Annotated in this window: 24 protein-coding genes and 4 tRNA genes; 2 read left to right on the forward strand and 26 right to left on the reverse strand. The window is 35.7% G+C overall.

Features of this window, described 5'->3' with window-relative positions; genetic code table 11:
• Positions 1–97: 97 nt before the first annotated feature.
• The gene (locus QUF99_RS28180; protein WP_289374500.1) at positions 98–1,576 is read right to left on the reverse strand and encodes a WD40/YVTN/BNR-like repeat-containing protein; all 1,479 of its coding nucleotides are present in this window, start codon (positions 1,574–1,576) and stop codon (positions 98–100) included.
• A 999-nt stretch (positions 1,577–2,575) separates the two neighbouring features.
• On the opposite strand from QUF99_RS28180, the gene QUF99_RS28185 reads away from it, so the two are divergent.
• Positions 2,576–3,616: a YheC/YheD family protein gene (locus QUF99_RS28185; protein WP_289374503.1), complete on the forward strand. Its 1,041-nt coding sequence runs from the start codon at positions 2,576–2,578 to the stop codon at positions 3,614–3,616.
• A 111-nt stretch (positions 3,617–3,727) separates the two neighbouring features.
• On the opposite strand, the gene QUF99_RS28190 is transcribed toward QUF99_RS28185, so the two are convergent.
• The 25 genes from QUF99_RS28190 to QUF99_RS28310 form a co-directional block, all read right to left on the reverse strand.
• On the reverse strand, positions 3,728–4,669 hold the full coding sequence (locus QUF99_RS28190) for an IS3 family transposase (RefSeq protein WP_353958373.1): 942 nt from the start codon (positions 4,667–4,669) through the stop codon (positions 3,728–3,730).
• Complete coding sequence (locus tag QUF99_RS28195; protein ID WP_289368028.1) at positions 4,591–4,911, reverse strand: helix-turn-helix domain-containing protein; 321 nt, start codon at positions 4,909–4,911, stop codon at positions 4,591–4,593. The genes QUF99_RS28190 and QUF99_RS28195 overlap by 79 nt, the downstream gene beginning before the upstream one ends.
• A gap of 314 nt (positions 4,912–5,225) precedes the next feature.
• Positions 5,226–5,705: a 23S rRNA (pseudouridine(1915)-N(3))-methyltransferase RlmH gene (rlmH, locus tag QUF99_RS28200; RefSeq protein ID WP_286122983.1), complete on the reverse strand. Its 480-nt coding sequence runs from the start codon at positions 5,703–5,705 to the stop codon at positions 5,226–5,228.
• 59 nt (positions 5,706–5,764) lie between these two features.
• Entirely contained in the window at positions 5,765–5,950 is a 186-nt protein-coding gene (locus QUF99_RS28205) for a CxxH/CxxC protein (RefSeq protein WP_289374505.1), read from the reverse strand.
• A gap of 55 nt (positions 5,951–6,005) precedes the next feature.
• A complete protein-coding gene (locus QUF99_RS28210) occupies positions 6,006–7,202 on the reverse strand; it encodes a S1C family serine protease (protein WP_289374507.1) in 1,197 nt (398 codons plus the stop codon).
• Between the two features lie 63 nt (positions 7,203–7,265).
• Complete coding sequence (locus QUF99_RS28215) at positions 7,266–8,060, reverse strand: MBL fold metallo-hydrolase (protein ID WP_289374509.1); 795 nt, start codon at positions 8,058–8,060, stop codon at positions 7,266–7,268.
• A 6-nt stretch (positions 8,061–8,066) separates the two neighbouring features.
• Positions 8,067–8,882 carry a two-component system regulatory protein YycI gene (locus tag QUF99_RS28220; RefSeq protein WP_289374511.1) on the reverse strand — a complete coding sequence of 272 codons (816 nt, stop codon included), beginning with the start codon at positions 8,880–8,882 and terminating at the stop codon, positions 8,067–8,069.
• On the reverse strand, positions 8,863–10,209 hold the full coding sequence (locus tag QUF99_RS28225; RefSeq protein ID WP_289374782.1) for a YycH family regulatory protein: 1,347 nt from the start codon (positions 10,207–10,209) through the stop codon (positions 8,863–8,865). Before QUF99_RS28225 ends, QUF99_RS28220 begins: the two co-directional genes overlap by 20 nt.
• Entirely contained in the window at positions 10,206–12,041 is a 1,836-nt protein-coding gene (gene walK / locus QUF99_RS28230; RefSeq protein ID WP_289374512.1) for a cell wall metabolism sensor histidine kinase WalK, read from the reverse strand. Before walK ends, QUF99_RS28225 begins: the two co-directional genes overlap by 4 nt.
• Positions 12,042–12,044: 3 nt before the next feature.
• On the reverse strand, positions 12,045–12,752 hold the full coding sequence (gene walR, locus QUF99_RS28235) for a cell wall metabolism DNA-binding response regulator WalR (protein ID WP_289374514.1): 708 nt from the start codon (positions 12,750–12,752) through the stop codon (positions 12,045–12,047).
• 303 nt (positions 12,753–13,055) lie between these two features.
• Positions 13,056–13,128: transfer RNA gene (locus QUF99_RS28240), tRNA-Phe, on the reverse strand.
• 42 nt (positions 13,129–13,170) lie between these two features.
• Positions 13,171–13,246: transfer RNA gene (locus tag QUF99_RS28245), tRNA-Asp, on the reverse strand.
• 24 nt (positions 13,247–13,270) lie between these two features.
• Positions 13,271–13,342, reverse strand: a tRNA-Glu gene (locus tag QUF99_RS28250).
• 13 nt (positions 13,343–13,355) lie between these two features.
• A tRNA-Lys gene (locus tag QUF99_RS28255) sits at positions 13,356–13,431 on the reverse strand.
• A gap of 149 nt (positions 13,432–13,580) precedes the next feature.
• Positions 13,581–14,870: an adenylosuccinate synthase gene (locus QUF99_RS28260; protein ID WP_289374516.1), complete on the reverse strand. Its 1,290-nt coding sequence runs from the start codon at positions 14,868–14,870 to the stop codon at positions 13,581–13,583.
• A gap of 215 nt (positions 14,871–15,085) precedes the next feature.
• On the reverse strand, positions 15,086–16,447 hold the full coding sequence (gene dnaB / locus QUF99_RS28265; protein ID WP_289374518.1) for a replicative DNA helicase: 1,362 nt from the start codon (positions 16,445–16,447) through the stop codon (positions 15,086–15,088).
• Between the two features lie 27 nt (positions 16,448–16,474).
• Positions 16,475–16,921, reverse strand: a complete 447-nt coding sequence (gene rplI / locus QUF99_RS28270) for a 50S ribosomal protein L9 (protein WP_286122993.1) — start codon at positions 16,919–16,921, stop codon at positions 16,475–16,477.
• Positions 16,918–18,891 (reverse strand): DHH family phosphoesterase, encoded by a 1,974-nt coding sequence (locus QUF99_RS28275; protein WP_289374519.1) that lies wholly within the window; start codon positions 18,889–18,891, stop codon positions 16,918–16,920. The genes rplI and QUF99_RS28275 overlap by 4 nt, the downstream gene beginning before the upstream one ends.
• Positions 18,892–19,078: 187 nt before the next feature.
• Positions 19,079–20,017 (reverse strand): YybS family protein, encoded by a 939-nt coding sequence (locus tag QUF99_RS28280; protein ID WP_289374521.1) that lies wholly within the window; start codon positions 20,015–20,017, stop codon positions 19,079–19,081.
• Between the two features lie 79 nt (positions 20,018–20,096).
• Positions 20,097–20,333, reverse strand: coding sequence for a 30S ribosomal protein S18 (gene rpsR / locus QUF99_RS28285; protein ID WP_020059677.1), 237 nt, complete (start codon positions 20,331–20,333; stop codon positions 20,097–20,099).
• A 44-nt stretch (positions 20,334–20,377) separates the two neighbouring features.
• A complete protein-coding gene (gene ssb / locus QUF99_RS28290) occupies positions 20,378–20,893 on the reverse strand; it encodes a single-stranded DNA-binding protein (RefSeq protein WP_289374528.1) in 516 nt (171 codons plus the stop codon).
• A gap of 30 nt (positions 20,894–20,923) precedes the next feature.
• Positions 20,924–21,211, reverse strand: coding sequence for a 30S ribosomal protein S6 (gene rpsF, locus QUF99_RS28295; RefSeq protein WP_286122997.1), 288 nt, complete (start codon positions 21,209–21,211; stop codon positions 20,924–20,926).
• 190 nt (positions 21,212–21,401) lie between these two features.
• Positions 21,402–22,502, reverse strand: coding sequence for a redox-regulated ATPase YchF (gene ychF, locus QUF99_RS28300; RefSeq protein ID WP_289374530.1), 1,101 nt, complete (start codon positions 22,500–22,502; stop codon positions 21,402–21,404).
• 116 nt (positions 22,503–22,618) lie between these two features.
• Complete coding sequence (locus tag QUF99_RS28305) at positions 22,619–22,816, reverse strand: DUF951 domain-containing protein (RefSeq protein ID WP_286122999.1); 198 nt, start codon at positions 22,814–22,816, stop codon at positions 22,619–22,621.
• Between the two features lie 21 nt (positions 22,817–22,837).
• The gene (locus tag QUF99_RS28310; RefSeq protein WP_289374534.1) at positions 22,838–23,695 is read right to left on the reverse strand and encodes a mechanosensitive ion channel family protein; all 858 of its coding nucleotides are present in this window, start codon (positions 23,693–23,695) and stop codon (positions 22,838–22,840) included.
• A gap of 350 nt (positions 23,696–24,045) precedes the next feature.
• On the opposite strand from QUF99_RS28310, the gene yyaC reads away from it, so the two are divergent.
• On the forward strand, positions 24,046–24,642 hold the full coding sequence (yyaC, locus tag QUF99_RS28315; RefSeq protein WP_289374537.1) for a spore protease YyaC: 597 nt from the start codon (positions 24,046–24,048) through the stop codon (positions 24,640–24,642).
• The last annotated feature ends 2 nt before the right edge of the window (positions 24,643–24,644 follow it).

A 24,644-nucleotide genomic window follows, 5' to 3' on the forward strand; every position in this document is an offset into this window, starting at 1 on the left:
TCATCAATTAAAGCTCTTTCACTATAAGTATCAACAGTATTATTATATTTTTTTAAAAAAATAAATAAATATATATTATTTATTTTTAGTACTAACTCTAACTTTTTTTAACTTCTTTTACATACTCCCATGTTTCTCCTTTATCTTTTGATTGATAAAGTGCGCTACTATTACCATTATAATCTCCATCTGATCCTTGCCCAACTAACAGATTAAAAACTCCATCTTTCTCATAAGGCATACCTGGAAAATCAAAAGGACTTATAGTGTGTCCGTTATCTAATTTTACTTCATGGCGTGTATAATTTACCTTTTTAAAAGATATGCCCCCATCATCTGTACGATATAATCCTCCCTCAGTACCAGACGGACTGGTTGCTCCTAAAAATCCAAGTTTATCATTTATAAAAGTTATTCCTGATGCACTACCAAGTGCTCCATTGAATGGGTCTTCATTTATAGCTTCCCATGTTTTACCCCCATCAATAGTCTTGCTTAGTGAATAAAAAGTACTACCTAATGCTTTATCTGTAATATTTAGTTTATAACCAACTTCTTTTGATAGGTAAAACTGTTCATTGTTATTAGTTAACTCTTGTTGCTTCTCTTTAGAACTATCTTGATTTGGATTAGTATTTGATTTACTCCAATTTAAGTTACCTATTAAGTTATATCTAGCAGGTATTATCTCTTTCTCTTTTCCAGGGACAAATATGGATACAGTATATCCAATTATTTCAGAAGTTGCTTCTTCAAGCTTATGCTCCTTACCATCCTCATTAATATTAATGATTCCCTCTGTATTGTATCCCCAATTTCTTTTTCCATAATAAATCAATCCATACTTGTTTTTATTCCACTTACTAACTGTTTGCTTAACTGGAATAGCCTTAACTGTTTTAATTAGAGGTTCTACTAGTTTATCATCAGCATAATCAGCATTTACATGTCCATTTAGTATTAAAGTAATATTTTGTGACTTATTTTTATCATAAGTTATTAAGTAACTTTCATCTTTCCCATCAGCATTTTTTCCATAAACAAATGTATCTACAGATGTAATTGTTCCATCTGAATTAAATTTAATGTCAAAATCACTTGCCACATATAATTTCTTTGGCAAAGTATATTCTTTATTTATATCTTCAAAAATACCTTCTACTCCATATTCATATATATTATTATGTTCAAATTCAACTGATCTTTCATTTTTTAATCTTTCTATAAACCATGCAAGTTTGCCGCCATAATTTGTTGCACTTTTATAAATCTTTACTCCATAAAATGATGTTATTGCAACAATAATTATAATAGAAATATATTTCCATGCCTTTAGATTAGTTAATTTTTTAGATTCATATTCTCTATCTTTTATAATTCTAATTGTAGTAAATGTAATTATAGATATTAAAAATACTATACATAATAATAAAATATAAATATTATTATTAGTTCTTCCATACATGCATAATGAAGCTAACTCATAACAAAAAATCCAGTATCCAATTATTAACAGTGGATTTGTTAATAATGATATAAATATCCTTTTTGCATTTCCCCTAAATATGTGAATCACCCCTAATTAAATTTAGTAATTATATTTATCTATATTGAGTATACTTTGTTTTACCAAATATTTGTATAATCCTTTGATCATCATATTATTTAATTACATACGAATTAAAGTTAAAATACTCGGAATTGATATAGGAATTAAAAGTAAATAAAAAAGCACTCCATCATTCAAAGATAAGTGCTAATTTCTTAATTATAATTTTCATTAAAATTATTCCGAGAGACCTAGAACAAAAATTCATTGTACTTATATCGCAGATACAGTCGCTCAAATAAGTGTTCTAAGGATGCTTAGTGCTGGCACACTAAGCATTATTACATCAGATTTTCATCTAAACTAAACAATTAATTTTTAAATTCAAATCACTATCCGTTACTTATGATACGGCTCACCGTAACAGTCAATTTAACGAAAGGAATTTTAACAAAAATAAATGAACTGCAGTTCTTTTGTATATGTATGTAAAAAATTAGCTAGAAGATAAGACAAATGAAGGATTTTTGTAAAATTAATGAAATTGCAAAACAATTTATTTCTCTTTAGTCATTAATCGTCCCAATGCAATAATAAAAATGGGTAACAAAGTTATATAAAAAAGGCTGTATGATTATACGTCCCAAAAAAAGCAAGCATACAATAGAACATCTACATCTGGGAGGTCAATTTAATATGGATTTAATTGAGAATAAACCTTACGTAGGTGTACATGTGCGTAAAAGGCGCATCGATAGATTCAATCAACAGAAATCTAATAAACAGAAAAGGGGTAGAAAAAGGTCTAAACTTCAAAAGATGAACCAAATTGCAAATACAAATTTATATTTTTTTCGGACAAGGGTGTGAATTTTGAACAAAAGCTTATAAATGGGACTTTTTTAATACAGAGGAAAAAAATGGACTCGAGCTGACTTCCCATTTCCAGATGTTTACTATAACCGTAGGTCATCCGGTTTAAATAAGGGAAATATTGTTCATAAAATTAGGAATACATTTGAAGAAATGGGCATTCCCATCATAAATACCCAACACTGTTTTGATAAATGGCATGTTAATCAACAATTAAGACAATATGAAGAATTACGACCTCATTTACCAGAAACAAGATTCTGTAAAAACAAAAAAGATCTAAAGCAAATGTTCAAACAAAGCTCTAGAGTTTTTCTTAAGTCCCTAAGTCAAAATAATGGAAGCGGAATTATGTGCGTAACTATGAACTCGGAGGGCTATGGATACACTCATTTTGGTAAATCATCTTTAAAGACTGCCACTTTTAAAAATTTTAATGATCTATTTAAGGCAATTAATTTATTTTATAATGGCAAGCCATTTATTATGCAAAAAGCCATTGACTTAATTCAATTAAATGATGGAACTGCGGACATAAGGTCTGAGATACAGCGTAATGGTCAGGGGCAATTAGAATATGTTGCGCATTATATACGATTAGGTACAGAAAATTCACCTATTACGAATACCCGTACACAATCGACGGTTTATCCATTCGATGATTTTTTCAAAAATAATATGGGTTATACAGATGATGAAACCACAAAATTGAAAAAACAGCTGGGGAAGCTTCTTCTCTATATTTACGAGAAAATTGAACTATCCTACGGTGCCTTTGGTGAAATTGGAATAGACATCGGGATAGATACGAAGGGACATTTATGGTTCATTGAATGTAATGCTAAACCCGGAAAAACTACATTACGGGTACATGATAAAGAAACGATTGATCGATTTGATGACTTCTTCACAAATAACATGGGTTATTCGGATGATAAAATAAGCGAGTTAAAGGGTAGATTAGAGAAATTCCTAGTAAATGTTTATGAGAAAATCGAGTCCGTATATGGTCGGTTTGGTGAAATTGGGATAGACATCGGGATAGATACGAAGGGACATTTATGGTTCATTGAATGTAATGCTAAACCCGGAAAAAATTCTTTATGGGTACAAGATGAAGAAACAATCGATAGAGCATTCCTCAACCCACTAGAATATGCCAAATTTATTACTAGAGAGAAGCAACAAAAATAATTATGAATTCCAATCTAACTTTTATTTTTTATGTCAGCATGTAGATTGGGGCCAGATTTAAAATGGTCTTACCCCTGTCAAGTAGACAGTAAAAGATTAGATGCCTTTTCATTAAGCAGCCTTAGTTCCAAATTCAGCAGGACTAAGGTTGTTTAATTTTTTTTGGAATCGTTTGTTATTGTAATACCTCATATATCTTCTAATGGCTTTGAAAACTTGCTCTTTTTCATGAAACTCATTTCTGTAAAAACATTCTGTCTTAAAATGACTAAAAAAACTCTCTACACATGCATTATCATAACAATTGCCCTTCCTAGACATACTTACATTCATTTTGTATTTTTTAAGTAATAGGTTGTATTTTTTGGACGTGTATTGATACCCTTGATCGCTATGTAATACTGTTCCGTGGACATTTCTTTTTCTTAAGGCCTTATTCACTGTGTCTATAACTAATTTTAAATTGTTGCTTTCGCTTACTTGGTAGGCTACAATTTCGTTATTATAAAGATCCATTATCACTGAAAGATACATACGCTTACCGTTAAAAGTGAGATAGGTTATATCTGTAACCCATTTTTCATTTGGCTTGCTGGCTGAAAATTCCCTGTTTAAACGATTTTTTGATACGACACATTGTTCTTTTAAGCCAAAATGCCTCCACTTTTTCTTTCGAATCTTAGCTTGTATCCCCATTTTCTTCATTAAACGGTACACTCTTTTATGATTTATCTGTAAACCACAATACTTTTTGAGCCATGTACAAACTCTTGGATAACCAAAACTACCATTTATATCTGGATCTAGTTCGCATTCCACTATTTTGGACATAATAAATTGGTCTTCCTTCATCTTTTCAGAGGGATTAGTTCTTCTTTTTTCCCATTTGTAATATCCACTTCTTGAGACCCCCGCAATTTCACAAAGAAACACAATTGGAAAGCTATGCTTTAATGTATGAATGATCTCGTATTCTATTGATTTGTCTCTTTTGACCTCATCTCCTTTTTCGCAGCTAAGAGCTTTTTTAAGTATGCATTTTCTACTTCTAATCGTTCTATTCTATCATCATGACTTGTTTTTATTGAACTTGCATTTGTTTGTCTAGATCTCCCTCGTTTTTCTTGTAGGCCAAGAATACCCTCACTATTGTAGTTTTTAATCCATCTGTCTATAACTGAATATGTAACTCCTAATTCCCTTCCAATTAATTTACTACCCATTCCTCTATGTAAGTACATTTCAATAGCTTTCATTTTAAAATCAATCGAAAAAGTTCTTCTAATTTTCCCCATAAAAAAATCCCCTCCATAATAAACAGTACAGTAACTTTCTTTCAACTGTCTACTATGAGGGGATAATACCAAAAAACAATGGTCACTCTTTACCACCCCTATACCTTTCTTATTTATGATGATTTAATATGATAATTATTTTTTCTTAATCACTTGTTAATGCGAGAAAAGTTTCTACCTTAATAGAACGAAATGCGATATTCGTGTATTTATTGGAATCCGTTTATACAATGCTTGGCAAATCTTTATATTTAAACTAAAGAAACAACGGACATTTGAATCTTTATTTACCCGTTGCTTCTTATAATTTGCCGTTACTTGTGATACGGTTCACCACGATTAATCCGAAATGCTCGATACACCTGCTCTAATAACACCAATCTCATCAACTGATGGGGTAATGTCATTTTCGAAAATGAAAGTGATTCATTGGAACGCTTCATCACGTCTGAGCTTAATCCGAGTGATCCCCCGATTACGAATGCTACTTTACTCTTTCCATATGTAGCAAGGCGATCAAGACTCTCTGCAAATTCTTCTGATGATTTTTGTTTTCCTTCAATCGCTAATGCAATAACATGCGTATCATCTGAAATTTTATCCAGTATACGTATACCTTCTTTATCTTTTACGATTAACATTTCTGCTTCGCTTAAATTTTCCGGCGCTTTTTCATCCGGTAATTCAATGACTTCTACTTTTGCGTAAGCAGATAATCGTTTTAAGTATTCTGCAATACCTTGTTTTAAATATTTTTCTTTTAATTTTCCGATTGAAATAATTGAGATATTCACACGTCTTCCCCACCTTACAAACACTTTATCCACAGAAGTTATCCACATATCCACATGCATTACCCACATATTGTGTGGGAATCTGTGTTCGATACAACATATGTCGCCTTATTTTGACAAAATTCACATTTTTTTTGTTCATTTTCACAGTTATCCACATTGTTGATAACTGGTGCTACTTCACACTCATCCACAATGATATCTAGTGCTAATTCTACATGTTCTAAACAACAAGGTAACTTCAAATTTTTCACCTCACTTTTCCACAATAGAAAACAGGAGGGCAACCCTCCTGTTTTTTTAATACTGTTGATTGCCTAACTTCACTGTTGTTGTTGCTCTTTTTGTACCGCGATAAAATGTAATCGTCATTTTATCATTGATTTTTTTATTATATAAAACAGTTCGGAATCCAATAATATCATGCACTGTTTTTCCATCTATAGCTACAATTACATCATGTTCTCGTAAACCTGCATCTGCCCCCGGTGATGGACTCTTCACATCTAAAATGCTCACACCGTCCGTTACATTGCTTGGTAAATGCAATGTTTTATCCCAGTAATAGGTCGGAATTTCATTTAAAGATCTTAGTTCAATTCCAACATACGGGCGGCTTACTTTCCCATGCTTTTCGAGTTCACTTATAACTGGAACTGCTCTGGTAACAGGAATAGCAAGTCCAATTCCTTCTACTTCTTTTGCAGCAATTTTCATTGAATTAATTCCAATCAATTGCCCAGCTTCATTTACAAGAGCTCCACCACTATTCCCTGGATTAATAGCAGCATCTGTTTGAAGCACTTCTACTTGCCAATCATAATGCCCATCTTGATCTAAATCTACAGGAACAATTCGTTCATTCGCCGAAATAATCCCTTGTGTAACGGTACCTGAAAATTGTAACCCAAGTGGATTTCCAATTGCAATGACAGCCTCACCACGGCGGACCTTTGTAGAATCACCGATTTCAATTACTTTCTTTACATGCTTGGCATCCACTTCTAAGACAGCTAAATCTGTAACAACATCACTGCCTAAGATTTTACCAGGAATTTTTTTACCATCACTTAAGCTCACTTCAATACGGTTTGCACCTGCGACAACATGATTGTTTGTAACGATATAAGCACGGCCATTTTCTTTCTTGTAAATCACACCTGATCCTGTTCCTGCTTCTGCATCTGCTTCAGAAAAACTATCGCGCTGTATGTTAATTACACCTACAACCGCTTCAGATGCACGATCAACAGCGTCAACAAATCCTGAACGACTTGTCTGCATTACACCTGATTGTGACTGCGCTACATATGTTTTCCCTTCACTTGCCTCTGCTTGTTGCACTGTTTTTGAACCAGGCTTAGAAAATATTGGAGCCCCAAATGCAAACAATGTAGCCCCAACAATTGTTCCTACTATACTAGAAATGAAAATACCTCTATGCTTCTGTTTACCTTTTCGTTTCATACGGAATTCTTCTTCATCAATAAAGGACATACTTGTTCACCAATCCTTCCGAAAACAACTGTATTCCCCTTTATTGTTTACTAAAAAAAAGAATTATACGTATTGAATTTTCGTTGGTGCTTTTGGATCCGTATCATGTATTTTAAATGCGTCTCCTGCGGCAAACCCTTTTTCTTCTAACACCTGTGCGACAGACATACGTGCTAGTTCTTTCATATTGTTATCTGAACTTAAGTGCGCTAAATAAATATGTTTCGTCTCATCTGTAATGACATCGGTCATCGCAAGTGCAGCATCTTCATTCGAAACATGACCTACATCACTTAAAATACGTCGTTTGGTGCTCCATGGATAGCGTCCCATACGGAGCATCTCCACGTCATGATTACTTTCAAAAACAAAAGCATTCGCACCTTTAATGATTCCCTTCATACGGTCACTTACATAGCCTGTGTCTGTAATATGAGCTAACTTTCTACCATTATGATGAAACGTATAAAACATCGGTTCTGCGGCATCATGAGAAACGCCAAATGATTCCACTTCAATATCGCCAAATGTTTTTACGTCTCCAATTGAGAAAATAAACTTTTGAGCTGTTGGAATATTGCCTATTGAATGTTCCATAGCATTCCACGTTTTTTCATTGGCATACACAGGCAAATGATATTTACGTGCTAAAACGCCAAGGCCTTTAATATGATCGCTATGCTCATGTGTCACGAGAATACCCGAGATATCACAAATATCTAATTCAGCTTGCTGAAATAAAGCTTCTGTCGCTTTTCCGCTTAAGCCTGCATCAACGAGCAATTTTTCTCGTTCTGTCCCCACATATAGCGCATTTCCCGTACTGCCGCTTGCAAGTACACTAAAATGCAAACTCATTTATGCTCACTCCATTATTTGTCCGTTTTCCTTCTCTTTATCCAGCTTAATAACTTGTCCTTCAATAGCATTTACGAAATAGTCTACTTTTCGATCCGTTCTTAAATTCCATGTTGGAGCAAGCACTTGTACATTGGAAGAGGAAGGCGCGACAACAGTTGCATATCCAATCTGTGCCACTTTAAAATTCGTGTTTTGTTTCAATTGGTTTTTCCCGTATAAAGTTTCTAAAGCATTTTGAGCTGTGATAATCTCTTGCTCTTTTGGCTTTCCATCGTCACCCATCTCTTTCAATTCAGTTAACATCGTTTGTGTATATGAAACAAACTCATTTTTTTCATTTAACTCTGCAACGATCATCCCATGATCATTGTAAAAGATCGGTTTATCTTTATACTTTTGAAAGAAATAGATTTTCATTCCCTCAGCTTTACCAAATTCATATTTCTGACCATCTAACACATAATTCTTTAAAAACTCACTATAGTTATCTTTTGAAAGTACTTTTGCACTTAACAATGGTTCTTTTAACTTACTTACAATTTTGTTTGAGTCCTGTAAAATAGGTGTTTGATTTTTTAAAGAACGAATATCCTCTTCTGTAAATGTCTTATTTCTCGCCGTGATAAACGAATCTTTCTTCGGCTCTTTTGGTAAGTTACCAATTGTAATTTTATCAGCTTTCAATTGATCACTAACATCTGTTTCCGTCATCAGTTCTAATTGATTACTATCTTGTTTTTGAATGAATTGAAAAACGAGAAAGAGATCTAAAACAAAAAAGGTAACAATAAAAATTGTTTTAATCCTGTTCCAGTCCAATTAGCTCTCCCTCCTTCTCCTCACTCCACTCATATACCAAATGATTCTCGCCATAAACCACATACCAAATCGGTTTTAAATTAACCGCTGCTACATTTCCGTTTATTCCAGTAACCGGTAAAAGTTTATAGCCGAATCTAATATCTTGAATTAACTTTTTATTGATTGATGGATTCTTTTCTAATGATTGAATAACAACCCATCCACTTGGAAGAGACGTAGGTTTATCGTCCCCTTTGTTAGTGAGCAACTTAAATAACGGACGTTTATAACTAATTAAATCCTCCGCACCCCACACTTGCGTTAATGTAGATAACCCTTCTTTGTTAAACACTGGCAAGTCACCCACATATAAACGAAATTGCGTCTCACCTGTCGAATCCATATAATCAAAATGGTAATCATCTGTTAAACCACTATGACTATTAATAAATTCAAAACTACGGTCCACGAGAAGAGATCCGTACATATGCCCACCATCTGCTACAGATGAATTTGTGTATTCTAACACTGGGCTATGCTTATTTACTTGCATAAGGCGAATACCATCCGTATATGTGTCCTCTGTTTCACCAGGGATTCTCTTCACATAACGAGGGTCTCTAAACAATGCATTTTTAAATGAATCTACCCCAATGTCAGTGGTCATATAAAACTTAGCTTGCATTTCTATTTGACCATCTGGTAAAAATATTTTTTTCATATCATTTATGTCGTATGCAAAATACGGTCTTGCTAGTTCCGAAAATTGATTTTGTGCATTTATCAAATCTCTAAGGGCAACACCGGTCAATGTCATTTTATATATTTTCCGATTACTATATGAAACAAAATTCACATCAATATTTTGATCACGGCTTCTAGAAGGATCCACAACAATACGATCAAAGGTATACTTTTCTAACTTTTTATCCTTAATTGTTAATACGCCTCTGATTGTATCAAATGGAATTTCTGTCGGGAAAATAATTTCCATCTTACCATCACCGTGCACATAAGAGAGGAACTCACTCTTAGGAATTGAACCTGAAATATCCTTAAAATCATGAAACTCCCCTCTCTCAAGTATTGTATATAGTAAGTCAATAAGTTCCTTCTTTTCACTTGCAAAATGCTTATTTTCCTTACTATCTTTATGAATAATCATAGAAGACGGCACAATGACATTGGAAACGTCTTGTTTTGTTGCCGTTGTATTCCCTTGTACAAACTTTGTACTTTGCAATGGATTAGATTCAGGTACATATGTCCATAAATTAAAAGTAAGAAATAAACTAATGACAACTAAATTAATTAGAACAATGGTTTTAAAGTTTTCCATATTCATTCCCATTCGTCCTCTTCTTCCTTCGCCATTGGAAGGATGAAATAAATAGTTGTCCCTTTTCCTTCCTCACTTTTTGCCCAAATAGATCCACCGTGTGCTTGAATCATTTCCTTAGCAATAGCTAAACCTAGACCCGTTCCACCCATCTGTCTGGAACGCGCCTTATCTACACGGTAAAAACGCTCAAAAATCTTATCTACATTTTCTTTCGGAATCCCCATTCCCTGGTCACTTACACTAATTTCCAGCATATCCTCTCGATCGCGCAAACGATATGTTACCGTTCCACCTTCTGGAGAGTACTTTAAGGCATTCGAAATAATATTATATAAAACTTGGGTAATTTTATCAGTATCCATGTCGATGAAACGAGATTTTTTAGAGAATGAGCGTTTAAAGATGACATTTTGTTCTTTTGACATTTCGAAACGATCGATTATGTTATTAAAGAAATCTGTGAAATCAACCCATTCTTTCATTAAACGATATTCTGTACTATCTAATTTAGATAATTGTAATAAAGCATTTACAAGTCGAATCATTCTTTCTGTTTCATCTTGTGTTACCGCTAAGAATTGCGGTGCAATATTCGGATCTTGCCATGCACCTTCGCTTAATGCTTCTAAATAACTGCGCATCGTTGTTAGCGGTGTACGAAGTTCATGCGAAACATTCGCGACAAATTCACGACGTTCTCGATCAATACGCTCTTGTTCTGTCACATCATACAACACAGCAATTAAACCGTTTGCTTTACCAGTGTCTTTTTGAATAACAGAAAAACTAGCCCGTAAAATATATGGCTCATCTCGCGTACTAAAATCTAATAACACAGAGTCTGGTTCTTCATATAAATGATCTAACGTAAATTCTTCTTGAATACCTAACACTTCTAAAATTGACTGATCTAGAGCTGTTTCACGTGAAACGTTTAACATTTTTTCAGAAGGATCATTTAATAAAATAATATCCCCTTTTCGATCTGTAGCAATTACACCATCTGTCATATGAGATAAAACAGATGACAGCTTACGTCTTTCACTTTCTGTAGAAGAACGTGCTTGTTGTAATTTTTTCGATAAATTATTAAATGATAAGGCTAACTGACCAATTTCATCATGACTATGCACTTTTACTTTACGCGAGTAATTTCCTTTCGCCATTTCAATCGCTTGTCTTCGCATATCCGAGATCGGTCTTGTAATTGTCTGAGCTAATAAAATTCCTAGGACTGCAGTCACTAATAAAGCAATCACTGTCCCAGTTGCAAAAATTTGATTAATATCTTTCATCTGCTTATAAACATCTTCCATAGAAGCAACGATATGGATAACACCAATTATTTTTCCGTTTTTCCCTTCAATCGGAGTTGCCATGACCTGGACACGCCGGCCCGTCTTGCCATCCTTCTCATCCTTACTATTCGTCTTTTTTTGTACAATTGCCCGCTGCACCGATATATCAGTTACCGTCTTACCTACCATATCTTGCCTAGACTGATCAGATGTTGCTAATAAACGTCGGTTCGGATCAATGACACGCACTTCTTGAATAGCTGTATTTCGATTCGAAGAAAATTCCTCTATAGACGTTTTAATAACATTTTCTAAAGGCGGATCTGTTTTCTCACGCTCTTTTGTAAACTCTTGTTTCAAATTGTAAGAGAGTAAATTCGTTTGCTGCGTTAGCGAATCTTTAAAGCTCTTTACAAGACTTTTTTCTAACTCCCGAACAAAATATACACCAATAACTTGCATGGCTATTAAAATTAATAGCATGTAGATGAGCACAAACTTTAAATGAATGGACTGAAAAAAGCCAACTTTCTTCATATATTATTCCTGCTCTGGATCACGCAAGTAATAGCCTACTCCACGTCTTGTTACAATTAAAGTTGGGTGACTTGGGTTATCTTCAATTTTCTCACGTAAACGTCTTACTGTTACGTCTACTGTACGTACATCTCCAAAATAATCGTAGCCCCAAACTGTTTGTAATAAGTGTTCACGCGTCATAACTTGTCCTAGGTGCTTTGCTAAATAATGAAGCAATTCAAATTCACGATGCGTTAGCTCAATACTTTCTTCCCTTTTTGTTACACTGTACGCATTTGAATTAATAACAATTGGTCCAATAACCATTTCCGTGTTTTCTTCTTTTTCTGCTGAACCACCTTGTTGATGGCGACGCAAGTTTGCTTTTACACGTGCAAGTAATTCACGCGTACTGAATGGTTTTGTTACATAATCATCTGCACCAAGTTCTAAACCTAATACTTTATCGATTTCAGAATCCTTTGCAGTTAGCATAATGATTGGCATTTCATGATTTTTTCGTATTTCACGACAAACCTCTAAACCATCTTTCCCTGGTAACATAATATCTAATAAAACCATATCTGGTTGTTCTTCATTTGCCTTTTCAATGGCTTCATCACCATCATGTGCCATTACAATTTCAAAACCTTCTTTTTCTAAGTTAAATTTTAAAATATCTGCAATCGGCTTCTCATCATCAACGACTAAGATTTTTTTTCCCATCATCGTTTGTTTCCTCCTAATAAAAATATGGTCAATCATCCTCAAACATACGTAGGCATCTATATGTAGTCTACATCCCACATATAGATGTTCAATACAAACACATCCACTGTCTGAGTATTTTCTCCTCTATTCTCATAGAATCATGTATGTTCTACTTACAAGCGGAACCTTATACGATCTACAGAAAAGCCTCTAGCTTCAACTGCTAGAGGCTCCTCATTCTATTGTAAAAGAACTGCTCTCATTTGTAAAATTGAACAATATAAAAAGGACATTAAGTGGGCCCACTTAATATCCTGAGAGTGGCTCGGGACGGAATCGAACCGCCGACACGAGGATTTTCAGTCCTCTGCTCTACCGACTGAGCTACCGAGCCAAAACATATATATAAAACCACTAATGGTGGTATAAACAAAAGTGGCGGTCCCGACCGGGGTCGAACCGGCGATCTCCTGCGTGACAGGCAGGCATGTTAACCACTACACCACGGGACCACAAAAAATATATATAAATAAAAATGACCCGTACGGGATTCGAACCCGTGTTACCGCCGTGAAAGGGCGGTGTCTTAACCACTTGACCAACGGGCCACGAAAAATTAAATGGTGAGCCATGAAGGATTCGAACCTTCGACCCTCTGATTAAAAGTCAGATGCTCTACCAACTGAGCTAATGGCTCATTCTCACCAACGTCATATTTTCGTGACGACAAGAGTTATCATATCATGAAGTGATTTATTTTTGCAATACTTTTTTTTATTTTTTATACAAAACTTAAAAAAAGAACCCATGTGAACATGGGCTCTCTACTAATATCAATAGCAATGATTAGATGCCGTATACATTACGAACAATGTTTGTTTGGTTACGGTCTGGTCCAACAGAGAACATAGATAATGGAATACCTGTTAATTGAGACACACGCTCTACATAATGTCTTGCATTTTCAGGAAGTTCAGCTAATGTTTTCATGCCTGTAATGTCTTCTGTCCAACCTGGAAGCTCTTCGTATACCGGCTCACATTTTGCTAAAATATTTAAGTTTGCTGGGAACTCATCGATTACTTCACCGTTATATTTGTATGCAGTACAAATTTTCACAGTTGGAATACCTGTTAATACGTCGATAGAGTTTAAAGATAAGTCTGTCAGACCACTCACGCGGCGTGCATGTCTTACTACAACACTATCGAACCAACCTACGCGGCGCGGGCGACCTGTTGTTGTACCATATTCACGACCAACTTCACGAATTTGATGACCAATTTCATCATTAAGTTCAGTTGGGAATGGACCATCACCAACACGGCTTGTATATGCTTTACATACGCCTACTACATGTTTAATTTTAGAAGGACCAACACCAGAACCAATTGTTACACCACCAGCAACTGGGTTAGAAGATGTAACGAACGGGTACGTACCTTGATCGATATCAAGCATAACGCCTTGTGCACCTTCAAATAATACACGGCGCCCTTCATCTAACGCATCATTTAAAACAACAGATGTATCGCATACATATTGTGCGATTTGTTGACCGTACTCATAATATTCTTCAAAAATTTCTTCAGCAGTGAAACCTTCAGCATCGTACATTTTTTCAAACAAACGATTCTTATCTGCAAGGTTACGCTCAAGCTTTTCTTTAAATGATTCACGATCTAAAAGATCAGCCATACGGATGCCAATACGAGCAGCTTTATCCATATATGCAGGACCGATACCTTTTTTCGTTGTACCAATTTTATTATCACCTTTACGCTCTTCTTCTAACTCATCTTGTTTTAAATGATAAGGTAAGATAACGTGTGCACGGTTACTAATACGTAAATTATCAGTGCTCACACCACGATCGTGTAAGTATTTTAATTCTACAAGTAATGCTTTTGGATCTACTACCATACCGTTTCCGATAACACAAATTTTTTCTTTATAGAAAATACCAGATGGAATTAAGTGCAATTTATACTTTACACCGCCGAAAACGATTGTATGTCCTGCGTTATTTCCACCTTGATATCGTGCAACTACTTCCGCATGTTCAGAAAGGAAATCAGTAATTTTACCTTTTCCTTCGTCGCCCCACTGTGTTCCTACAACTACTACTGAAGACATTATTCAAGCACCTCCGCAATTTTCAAACGATCTTTTCAAACAATATAATTGTACCAAAATGAAAAAAGAAGTCAATTTAAAAACGAACATTTTTTAAACTCTTATCATTTTCGTTCGTAAGAATTCTTTGTTTCCACTGTGAAAGCCCTATCTTTTATACACAAAAAAAGAAACACATCTTATTATAAGAAATGTGTTTCTTTTTTATACTTTCCCTATGCCGGCGGTGCATGTCCATCATCAAAACGGCGCTCTAAGTTTACGAATTTGTTAAATTCCTTCACAAACGCAAGCTCTACAGAACCTACCGGACCATTACGTTGCTTTGCAATAATAATTTCAATTGTATTTTTATTTTCCGTTTCACGATCATAGTAATCTTCACGATATAAGAACGCTACAATATCAGCATCCTGCTCGATACTTCCTGATTCACGAATATCAGACATCATCGGACGTTTATCTTGACGAGATTCAACGCCACGAGATAGCTGAGATAAAGCAATAACAGGCACTTGCAATTCACGTGCGAGTCCCTTTAGTGTACGTGAGATTTCAGATACTTCTTGTTGACGATTTTCACCTGATTTTCCGCTACCTTGAATCAACTGCAAGTAATCAATTAGGATCATCCCAAGGCCATGTTCTTGTTTTAATCGACGGCATTTTGCACGAATTTCACTCACACGAATACCTGGTGTATCATCAATAAAAATCCCAGCATTTGAAAGGCTTCCCATTGCCATTGTCAATTTTGCCCAGTCATCTGAATTTAATGAGCCCGTACGTAGCCGCTGTGCATCGATATTTCCTTCCGCACAAAGCATACGCATAACAAGCTGATCAGAACCCATCTCTAAACTAAAAATCGCAACATTTTCATCTGTTTTCGTAGCTACGTTCTGTGCAATGTTTAACGCAAAAGCCGTTTTCCCTACTGATGGACGGGCTGCTACAATAATTAAATCGTTACGCTGGAATCCCGCTGTCATTCGATCCAATTCAGTAAAACCAGTAGGGATACCTGTAATATCACCTTTTTGATTATGCAATAATTCAATTTTATCGTAAGCAGTTACGAGAACATCTTTAATATTTTGGAAGGCTTTTGTATTAGTTTGCTGTGATACCTCTAATATCTTTTTTTCTGCCTCATTTAAAAGCGCCTCTACATCGTCTTCCCGTTCATAGCCATCTGACACAATGTGCGTTGCCGTTCGAATCAAACGACGCAAAAGTGATTTTTCTGCAATAATACGTGCATAATACTCTACGTTAGCAGCTGTCGGAACAGCTTCTGCTAATTCTGCTAAATAAGAAACACCGCCAACTTCCTCTAATAGTCCTTGGTCAGCAAGTGCCGCTGTTGCCGTAACTAAGTCAATTGGTTCTCCCTTATCAGATAGTTCAAGCATAATTTGAAAAATCTTTTGGTGCGCTGTTCGATAGAAAGCCTCAGGCAGTAGCATTTCCGAAGCTGAAGTTAACGCTTCTTGATCGAGAAAAATAGCCCCTAAAACGGCCTGTTCAGCCTCTATATTATGCGGAGGGGTACGATCAGCAAATACGTCACTCATACGCAATCCTCCTTGCCTAAACCATTTTTATTGTTCACTAACATGAACTTTTACTGTCGCAGTTACTTGTGGATGTAATTTCACAAGTACATTTGTATATCCTAGTGCGCGAATTGCATCATCCATTTCAAATTTACGTTTATCAAGCTTAATGCTGTGCGCCTTTTGCATTGCATCTACAATTTGTTTACTTGTAATAGAACCAAATAAACGACCACCTTCACCTGATTTCGCTTTAATTTCTACTGTTAGCTTTTCTAAAGTCTCTTTTAACTTTTTAGCATTTTCAAGCTCAGCAGCTGCATCTTTTTCTTCTTTACGTTTTTGCGCATCTAATATTTTCATACTACCGCTTGTTGCTTCCGCAGCTAATCCTTGTTTTAATAAGAAGTTATTTGCATAACCATCCGGTACGTTTTTTACTTCTCCTTTTTTCCCTTTACCTTTTACGTCTTTTAGAAAAATTACTTTCATGATTGTGTGCCTCCCTGTAAATAATCATCAATAACAAATTGAAGTTTTTCTTCTGCTTCTTCTACGGTTACATTCTTCATTTGTGTGGCAGCATTCGTCAAATGCCCGCCACCTCCTAAGTTTTCCATGATTAGCTGCACATTCACTTCTCCTAAAGAGCGGCCGCTAATTCCGATGAAGCTTTCCCCACGTTTTGCAATGACAAAAGAAGCAATTACTCCTGTCATGGTCAGCAACGTATCAGCTGATTGTGCAATTAATACTTGATCGTAATATTCATCACCATCTACTTTGGCGATTGCAATTCCTTTTTTATAAATGTAAGCATTTTGAATTGTTTTTGCAACTTGTAAATAATGTTCCATATCTTCTTTTAACAGTTCCTGTACAAGAACTGTATCCGCCCCATGCGAGCGTAGATAGGAAGCTGCATCAAATGTACGAGCACCCGTCCGGAACGTAAAACTCTTCGTATCCACGATAATGCCAGCCAGCAAAGCAGTGGCTTCTAGCATTGTCATTTTTAAACGTTTTGGCTGGTATTCAAGGAGCTCTGTTACTAGTTCCGCTGTTGAAGACGCATACGGCTCCATATACACAAGGAGAGGATCCTCAACAAACTCCTCACCCCGACGATGATGGTCAATGACAACTACATTTTCAATCTTATGTAGCAGCTTCTCTTCCATCACCATCGAAGGCTTATGCGTATCTACCACGACGAGCAATGAATCGTCATTTGCAAATTCCATAGCCTGTTCTGGTGTAATAAAGCGAGACCATAAATCCTCATTCTGCTTCACTTTATCCATTAAACGTTTAATTCCTTTATCGGAGTCATTCTCATCTAACACAATGTATCCTTCACGCTCATTTAGCTGCGCTACCTTTAAAATACCAATTGCCGCTCCAATAGCATCCATATCAGGAGCACGGTGGCCCATTATAATGACATTACTGCTCTCTAATACTAAATCTTTTAAAGCATGGGATATGACGCGTGCACGTACACGTGTGCGTTTTTCAACCGGATTCGTCTTACCACCGTAAAATTTCACTTTACCAGTCGCCTGTTTGATCGCAACCTGGTCTCCACCTCTTCCTAATGCAAGATCTAAGCCAGACTGCGCCATCGCTCCAAGTTCCGATAAAGATAAATCACCCGATCCAACACCAACACTTAATGTAAGTGAAATGTTTCGTTTTGATGTTTCTTCACGCACTTGGTCCAAAATATCAAACTTACTTTTCTCCATTTGTGCCAAAATACTTTCATTTAGCACAGCGAAAAAGCGTTCAGACGAGGCACGTTTTAAATATGCACCATACTTTAAAGCCCATTCATTTAAACGGGATGTAACAAGACTCGTTATATTGGTACGCAATTGATCATCTAGTCCTTGTGTCACTTCATCGTAGTTATCCAAATAAATAACCGCCAACACCGTTCGTTGATCCTCATACATTTTTTCAATTTCAGTTTGTTCTGTTACATCGAAGAAATAAATCAGCTTTTCTTCTTTCCTTACAAACACACGAAATTTACGATTATTTAAAGAAACGATATCGTCCGCTGTTTCCCCTTTACTAAAGAGAAGGAGCGTTTCTGACACATCGTACAAATGCCAACCGGCCAAAGAATGCTGTCCTAAACAGGAAGACAAATAAGGATTTGCCCAGTCGATTCCATAATCCTTATTGTATAACAAAATACCAATTGGCATTTGATTAAACGCTTCGTTACTCACTTTCTTTACTCTTGTAATCATATCCGTTGTATACTTTTCAAAACTCCTTTGAAACGCAAGCTCGAATCTAATAACGAAAAAGAGAACAATACAAAAAATAAAAAAAGCGGTCATCCCCATAATCCAGTGAAAATAACCGAGAATGGTAATGAGCACAAACACAAAAAATGCCAATACATAAACAGGATATAAAAACCGCTGTTTCTTATAAAATTCAGGCATGTATCCAACTCCTATAAAGTAAAACTTCCATAAATGATTGAACCCTCGATTCCCGCTAATGGCTAGTTAAACGAATTAAGCTCTTCCAAGCAGCAATTTTCCAGGCCCTCTTCTTTACTATGATACAAGGACCTTACTACAAGTTAGAGCGACCATAAAAGCTGATATAATTGTCTTCCGTTCCTACTTATTTTGATTGTATTTTAGAACGCAATGCAAAGCCTAAATCAATTATACCTAAGATTGTCACAAGAGGAAACAGCATAGGAACAAACATCCCTATAACAAAGATAAAAATGGGAATAGCTTTCATATATCCTTTCACATGCGTAAAGAAAGAAATAAACGAAAACCCTTGAAAGAACAGCAGCAATGAAAAAATTGTATATAAATTAGAGAATGCCATATTTGCATATGAGTCTGATTCTACTTTCATAAATGTCGAAAGTAAAATAAACAAAACATAATACCAAACAAGGCTTTTTGGTAGTTGCAGATCTCGAAATTTAGGCCATGGCTGCACCTTGCATTTTAACCTTCTTAAAACATTCACTGCCATTAAAACTGTAATCCAGGAATATATGAAAGAAACCATTACAAGTAAACTCGGCGAAAGAATTCGAAGTGTATCACCCAGTTTTTCAAACATTTCTTTTTGTTCCGGATTTATCGGTGCACCTGCCACCTTCATCATTTTTTCACTTTGCTCCATTGCTTGTTTGAACATATCTTGCATTTCTTTAATGAAATCTATGTTGAAGAATTTTACACTTACAACATAAATTAATACAAAATTAATAAGATATACAAGTGTTCCTACTAATAATATTTCCGCCGGACTTTTTTGCTTTTTATACATATATCCTAAAGAAATACCAATTATGCCAGACATAAATGTATTTACAATACTGAGTGGTGAACTAATGATAACCGTAACTAACAGAGCTGCCCCCAAAAGCATACAAGCGCTCCGAAATGGGTATCTTATCATAAAAATAAGAAACGGTATTGGAAGTGCAAACATGACAACAGTACCAACAATAGGTATATACCGAGACACTAATAATAAAACCGCGTATATAGCTAATAACACTGCGCCATCTGTAATAAGTCGTGTCTGTTTCATCTTTTAACCTCTCTCTCAAAAAGAAAAGCATAGCAAAATGCACAGTAGAGTCTCACTCTACTGTGCATTTCATACGCTATTATTCACCAACATATGGTAAAAGTGCCATTTGACGAGCACGTTTAATTGCAACTGTTAATTTACGTTGATATTTCGCGCTAGTTCCTGTTACACGACGAGGTAAAATTTTACCACGTTCAGAAACAAAGCGTTTTAGTAAATCTACATCTTTATAGTCGATGCGAGTGATACCGTTAGATGTGAAGAAACACACCTTACGGCGTTTCGCACGTCCACCTTTGCGTCCTCCTGCCATGTTCATTTCCCTCCATTCTGTTTTAAAATAACCGATCTACACCATTAAAATGGTAAATCGTCGTCCGAAATATCGATCGGTTGACCTACATTTGAAAATGGATCGTCATTCTTCGTAAATCCAGAGTTACCTGAGTTACCCGAATTACCAGATTGACCACCAAATGGGTTAGAGCCTTGATTACCGTAACCAGCTCCTGAGGGCTGCTGATTGAATGAACCGCGTTGCTCACCACCGCTATTACGTGGCTCTAAAAACTGTACGTTCTCCGCAAGAACTTCTGTTACATATACACGTTTACCATCTTGTCCATCGTAATTACGAGTTTGAAGACGTCCATCTACGCCTGCTAAGCTACCCTTTTTCAAATAATTCGCCACGTTTTCTGCTTGTTTACGCCATATTACACAGTTAATAAAGTCAGCTTCACGCTCACCTTGCTGATTCGTAAATGCGCGATTCACAGCTAACGTGAAAGTAGCTACTGCAACACCATTTGGCGTGTAACGTAAGTCAGGGTCCTTAGTTAAACGACCAACGAGTATAACACGATTCATCAATCGAACCACTCTCCCTATATATCATAATTATTATTCTTCGATTTTAACAACGATATGACGAATGATATCTTCACTGATCTTAGCTAAACGATCGAATTCTTTAACCGCTTCTGCGTTAGAATTTACGTTTACGATCATGTAGAAACCATCACGTAAGTCGTTGATTTCGTAAGCTAAACGACGCTTACCCCAGTCTTTCGTGTTAATGATTTCTGCACCGTTCTCAGTTAAAACTCCTGCAAAACGTTCAACTAAAGCTTTTTGAGCTTCTTCCTCCATGTTTGGACGGACGATGTACATAATTTCGTACTTTTTCATTACACTTTCACCTCCTTTTGGTCTAAACGGCCCATATTGGGCAAGGAGCAATTAATTATAGTAATTACTCACGAGTTTAGATTATATCATAGTAGGTTAGATGAAGCAACTCACTAATATATAAAAGACTTGGCAAATATATTATATATTTGCCAAGTTAGTATTCATATCTTTCCTAGGAAATATAAAATTACACGTTAAAGCGGAAGTGCATAACATCTCCGTCTTTTACAATATATTCTTTTCCTTCTAAGCGTACTTTCCCGGCTTCTTTAGCAGCTGTCATAGAACCGTTCTCCATTAAATCAACGAATGAAACAGTTTCAGCACGAATAAATCCACGCTCGAAGTCTGTGTGAATAACACCTGCACATTGCGGTGCTTTCATGCCTTGCTTAAATGTCCATGCGCGTACTTCTTGTACACCCGCAGTGAAATAAGTAGCAAGACCTAATAAATCGTATGCAGCACGAATTAACTGATCTAAACCTGACTCTTCAATACCTAATTCTTCAAGAAATACTTTTTTCTCTTCGTCATCTAGCTCAGCAATTTCTGATTCGATTTTTGCACATACAACAATTACTTGTGAATTTTCTTTTGCAGCAAATTCTTTTACGATTTTCACGTATTCGTTTTCAGATGGATCCATGATGTCATCTTCACTAACGTTTGCCACATAAAGCATTTCTTTCGTTGTAAGTAAATGAAGACCTTTTACAAGTTTCATCTGCTCATCTGTAAACTCAACTGTACGAGCTGGCTTTCCTTCTTCAAACGCTTCTTTTAAGCGAACTAAAATTTCATGCTCATATACTGCTTCTTTATCTTTTTGTCTCGCTAATTTTGCTACACGATCGATACGTTTATCAACAGATTCTAAATCCGCTAAGATTAATTCTAAATTAATCGTTTCAATATCATCAATTGGATCTACTTTTCCTGAAACATGTGTAATATTTTCATCTTCAAAGCAGCGAACTACTTGGCAAATTGCATCTACTTGGCGAATGTGAGATAAGAACTTATTTCCTAATCCTTCACCTTTACTTGCACCTTTTACGATACCTGCAATATCAGTAAATTCAAATACAGTTGGAACGGTTTTCTTCGGTTCAACAAGTTCCGTTAATTTATCTAAGCGATCATCTGGTACTTCTACAATCCCTACGTTCGGATCGATTGTACAGAATGGATAGTTTGCAGATTCTGCTCCCGCTTGTGTAATTGCATTAAATAATGTCGATTTACCTACATTTGGTAAGCCAACAATCCCAGCCGTTAATCCCATATTTTTCACTCCTATGTCTCAATCTTCCATCATTATAGATAGTAACGAATAAAATGACAAGTTCCCTACAGGTTCAAAAAAATAACAGCTGCGAGGCGCAGCTGTTATTTTCTTCTTTATTCTTCGTGCTTTACAAGCACTTTTTTTACCTTACGATCAAACTCTCTTCGAGGAATCATTACCGAATGGTCACATCCCTCGCACTTAATGCGGATATCCATCCCCATACGAATAATTTTCCAGCGATTTTCACCGCATGGATGGGCTTTCTTCATTTCCACAACATCGTACAAGTTATATTGCTTTTGCTCCACTCTCTAAACTCCCCCTCGTCATTAATTTGCCTTTTGATTAACTGTCTCTTCACGATTATATAAAATCATATGCGGATATGGAATCTCAATGCCGTGTAAATCAAGGCGATTTTTAATTTCTTTACGAAGTGCTCTAGCGATAGGTGCATGCTGCATCGGTTCTACTTCAGCAATTACACGGAGCACAACTTCAGATGCACCAAGTGTTTGAACACCTAACAATTTTGGCGTTTCTACCATTTGCTCATATTTTTCTGGTAATTCTTCTAATAACTCTTCAATTATTCGTTCTGTACGTGCAATATCACTATCATAGGAAATTGATACATCAACAAATGCTACACTATTACTCATGGAAAAGTTTGTTACTTGTATAATACTTCCATTAGGTAAAATATGAATTTCCCCTGTCCAGCTTTTCATCTTGGTTGTACGTAATCCAATTTCTAGCACTACACCTTCAAATTGACCAATGCGCACATAATCGCCTACTGAAAATTGATCTTCTAACAAAATAAATAACCCTGTAATGACATCTTTCACTAAACTTTGAGCACCAAAGCCGACCGCTAAACCGATTACCCCGGCTCCAGCCAATAATCCAGATGTCTTTATACCAAATACATCTAAAATCGCAACTAACATGATAAACACAGCAACGTACGCTACAATATTTTCAAGCAATTTCGCTACCGTTAATGTACGACGCTCTGAAATTTGAATTGGCGAACGACTACCCATATGAAAAGCCTTTCTTACAATTGCCCTAGCAATTTTTACTACTATTGCACCAAGTACTAAAATAATTAATATTTTTAGCGTCGCCATTCCTATATGAGTCCAATCTATAGCATCAAACCATTTCATCAATAAATCCATATGCTTCTACCTCTCTAGTGAAAATTTCTGTTTATACCCTCTTTATTGTATCAGAATTTTTCCCTATCTCTGTAAAAAATTTATTACAGTATTTTTATTCACTCCATATAATCAAGGTATAAAATGGAAAGTTTTTATATATACTAGTACTATTATTTCCTACGTTATATTTCTAAACCTACCCGTTTCACATGTTTATGAATTTTCATTTCCTATCGATTCAAACTTTTAGTTTTTTTATGTCCAAATTTCGCGAACACGATTATTTAAAAGTTTCTCTATTATAGAACTTATCTAAATTTTATACAAAGAATAAGTATAGTAAAATTTATCAAAAGGATGGATGCTTCATGAATATCGGAAGTTTTCGCTTACCTTTTTTTGAAAAAGAATCGCAAAATGTGATGCACCATGACTTAGAAGCCTCTGAGACAATTAGTAATTTCCTACTCTCACATATACCTATCCAACAAACTACACCTCTCATTCTAATCTGCATCGGAACAGATCGTTCTACTGGTGATGCACTTGGACCATTAGTTGGGTCTAAATTAGAACAAATGGACATTCAAAACTTCCATACATTCGGCACACTTGACGAACCAATTCATGCATTAAATCTCGAAGAAAATATTCAGAATATACATTCTTCTTTTCCAGATTCCTTTATTGTCGCAATTGATGCCTGTCTTGGGAAATCCCAAAATATCGGTTCAATTACTGTTGGCGAAGGACCTAGTAAACCTGGAGCAGCAATGAACAAAAAATTACCTTCCATTGGTCAAATGCACATACATGGCATCGTTAACTTAAACGGTTTTATGGAGTTTTTTGTTTTACAAAATACTCGCTTAAATCTTGTTATGAAAATGGCAGACGTTATTGCACAAAGTATAAAAGAAACGGATCAAAAATTATCTGTATTGAAAAAAGCAAACCATCTATAAAA

It is taken from the genome of Bacillus sp. DX4.1, assembly GCF_030348195.1.
Taxonomy (GTDB): Bacteria; Bacillota; Bacilli; order Bacillales; family Bacillaceae_G; genus Bacillus_A.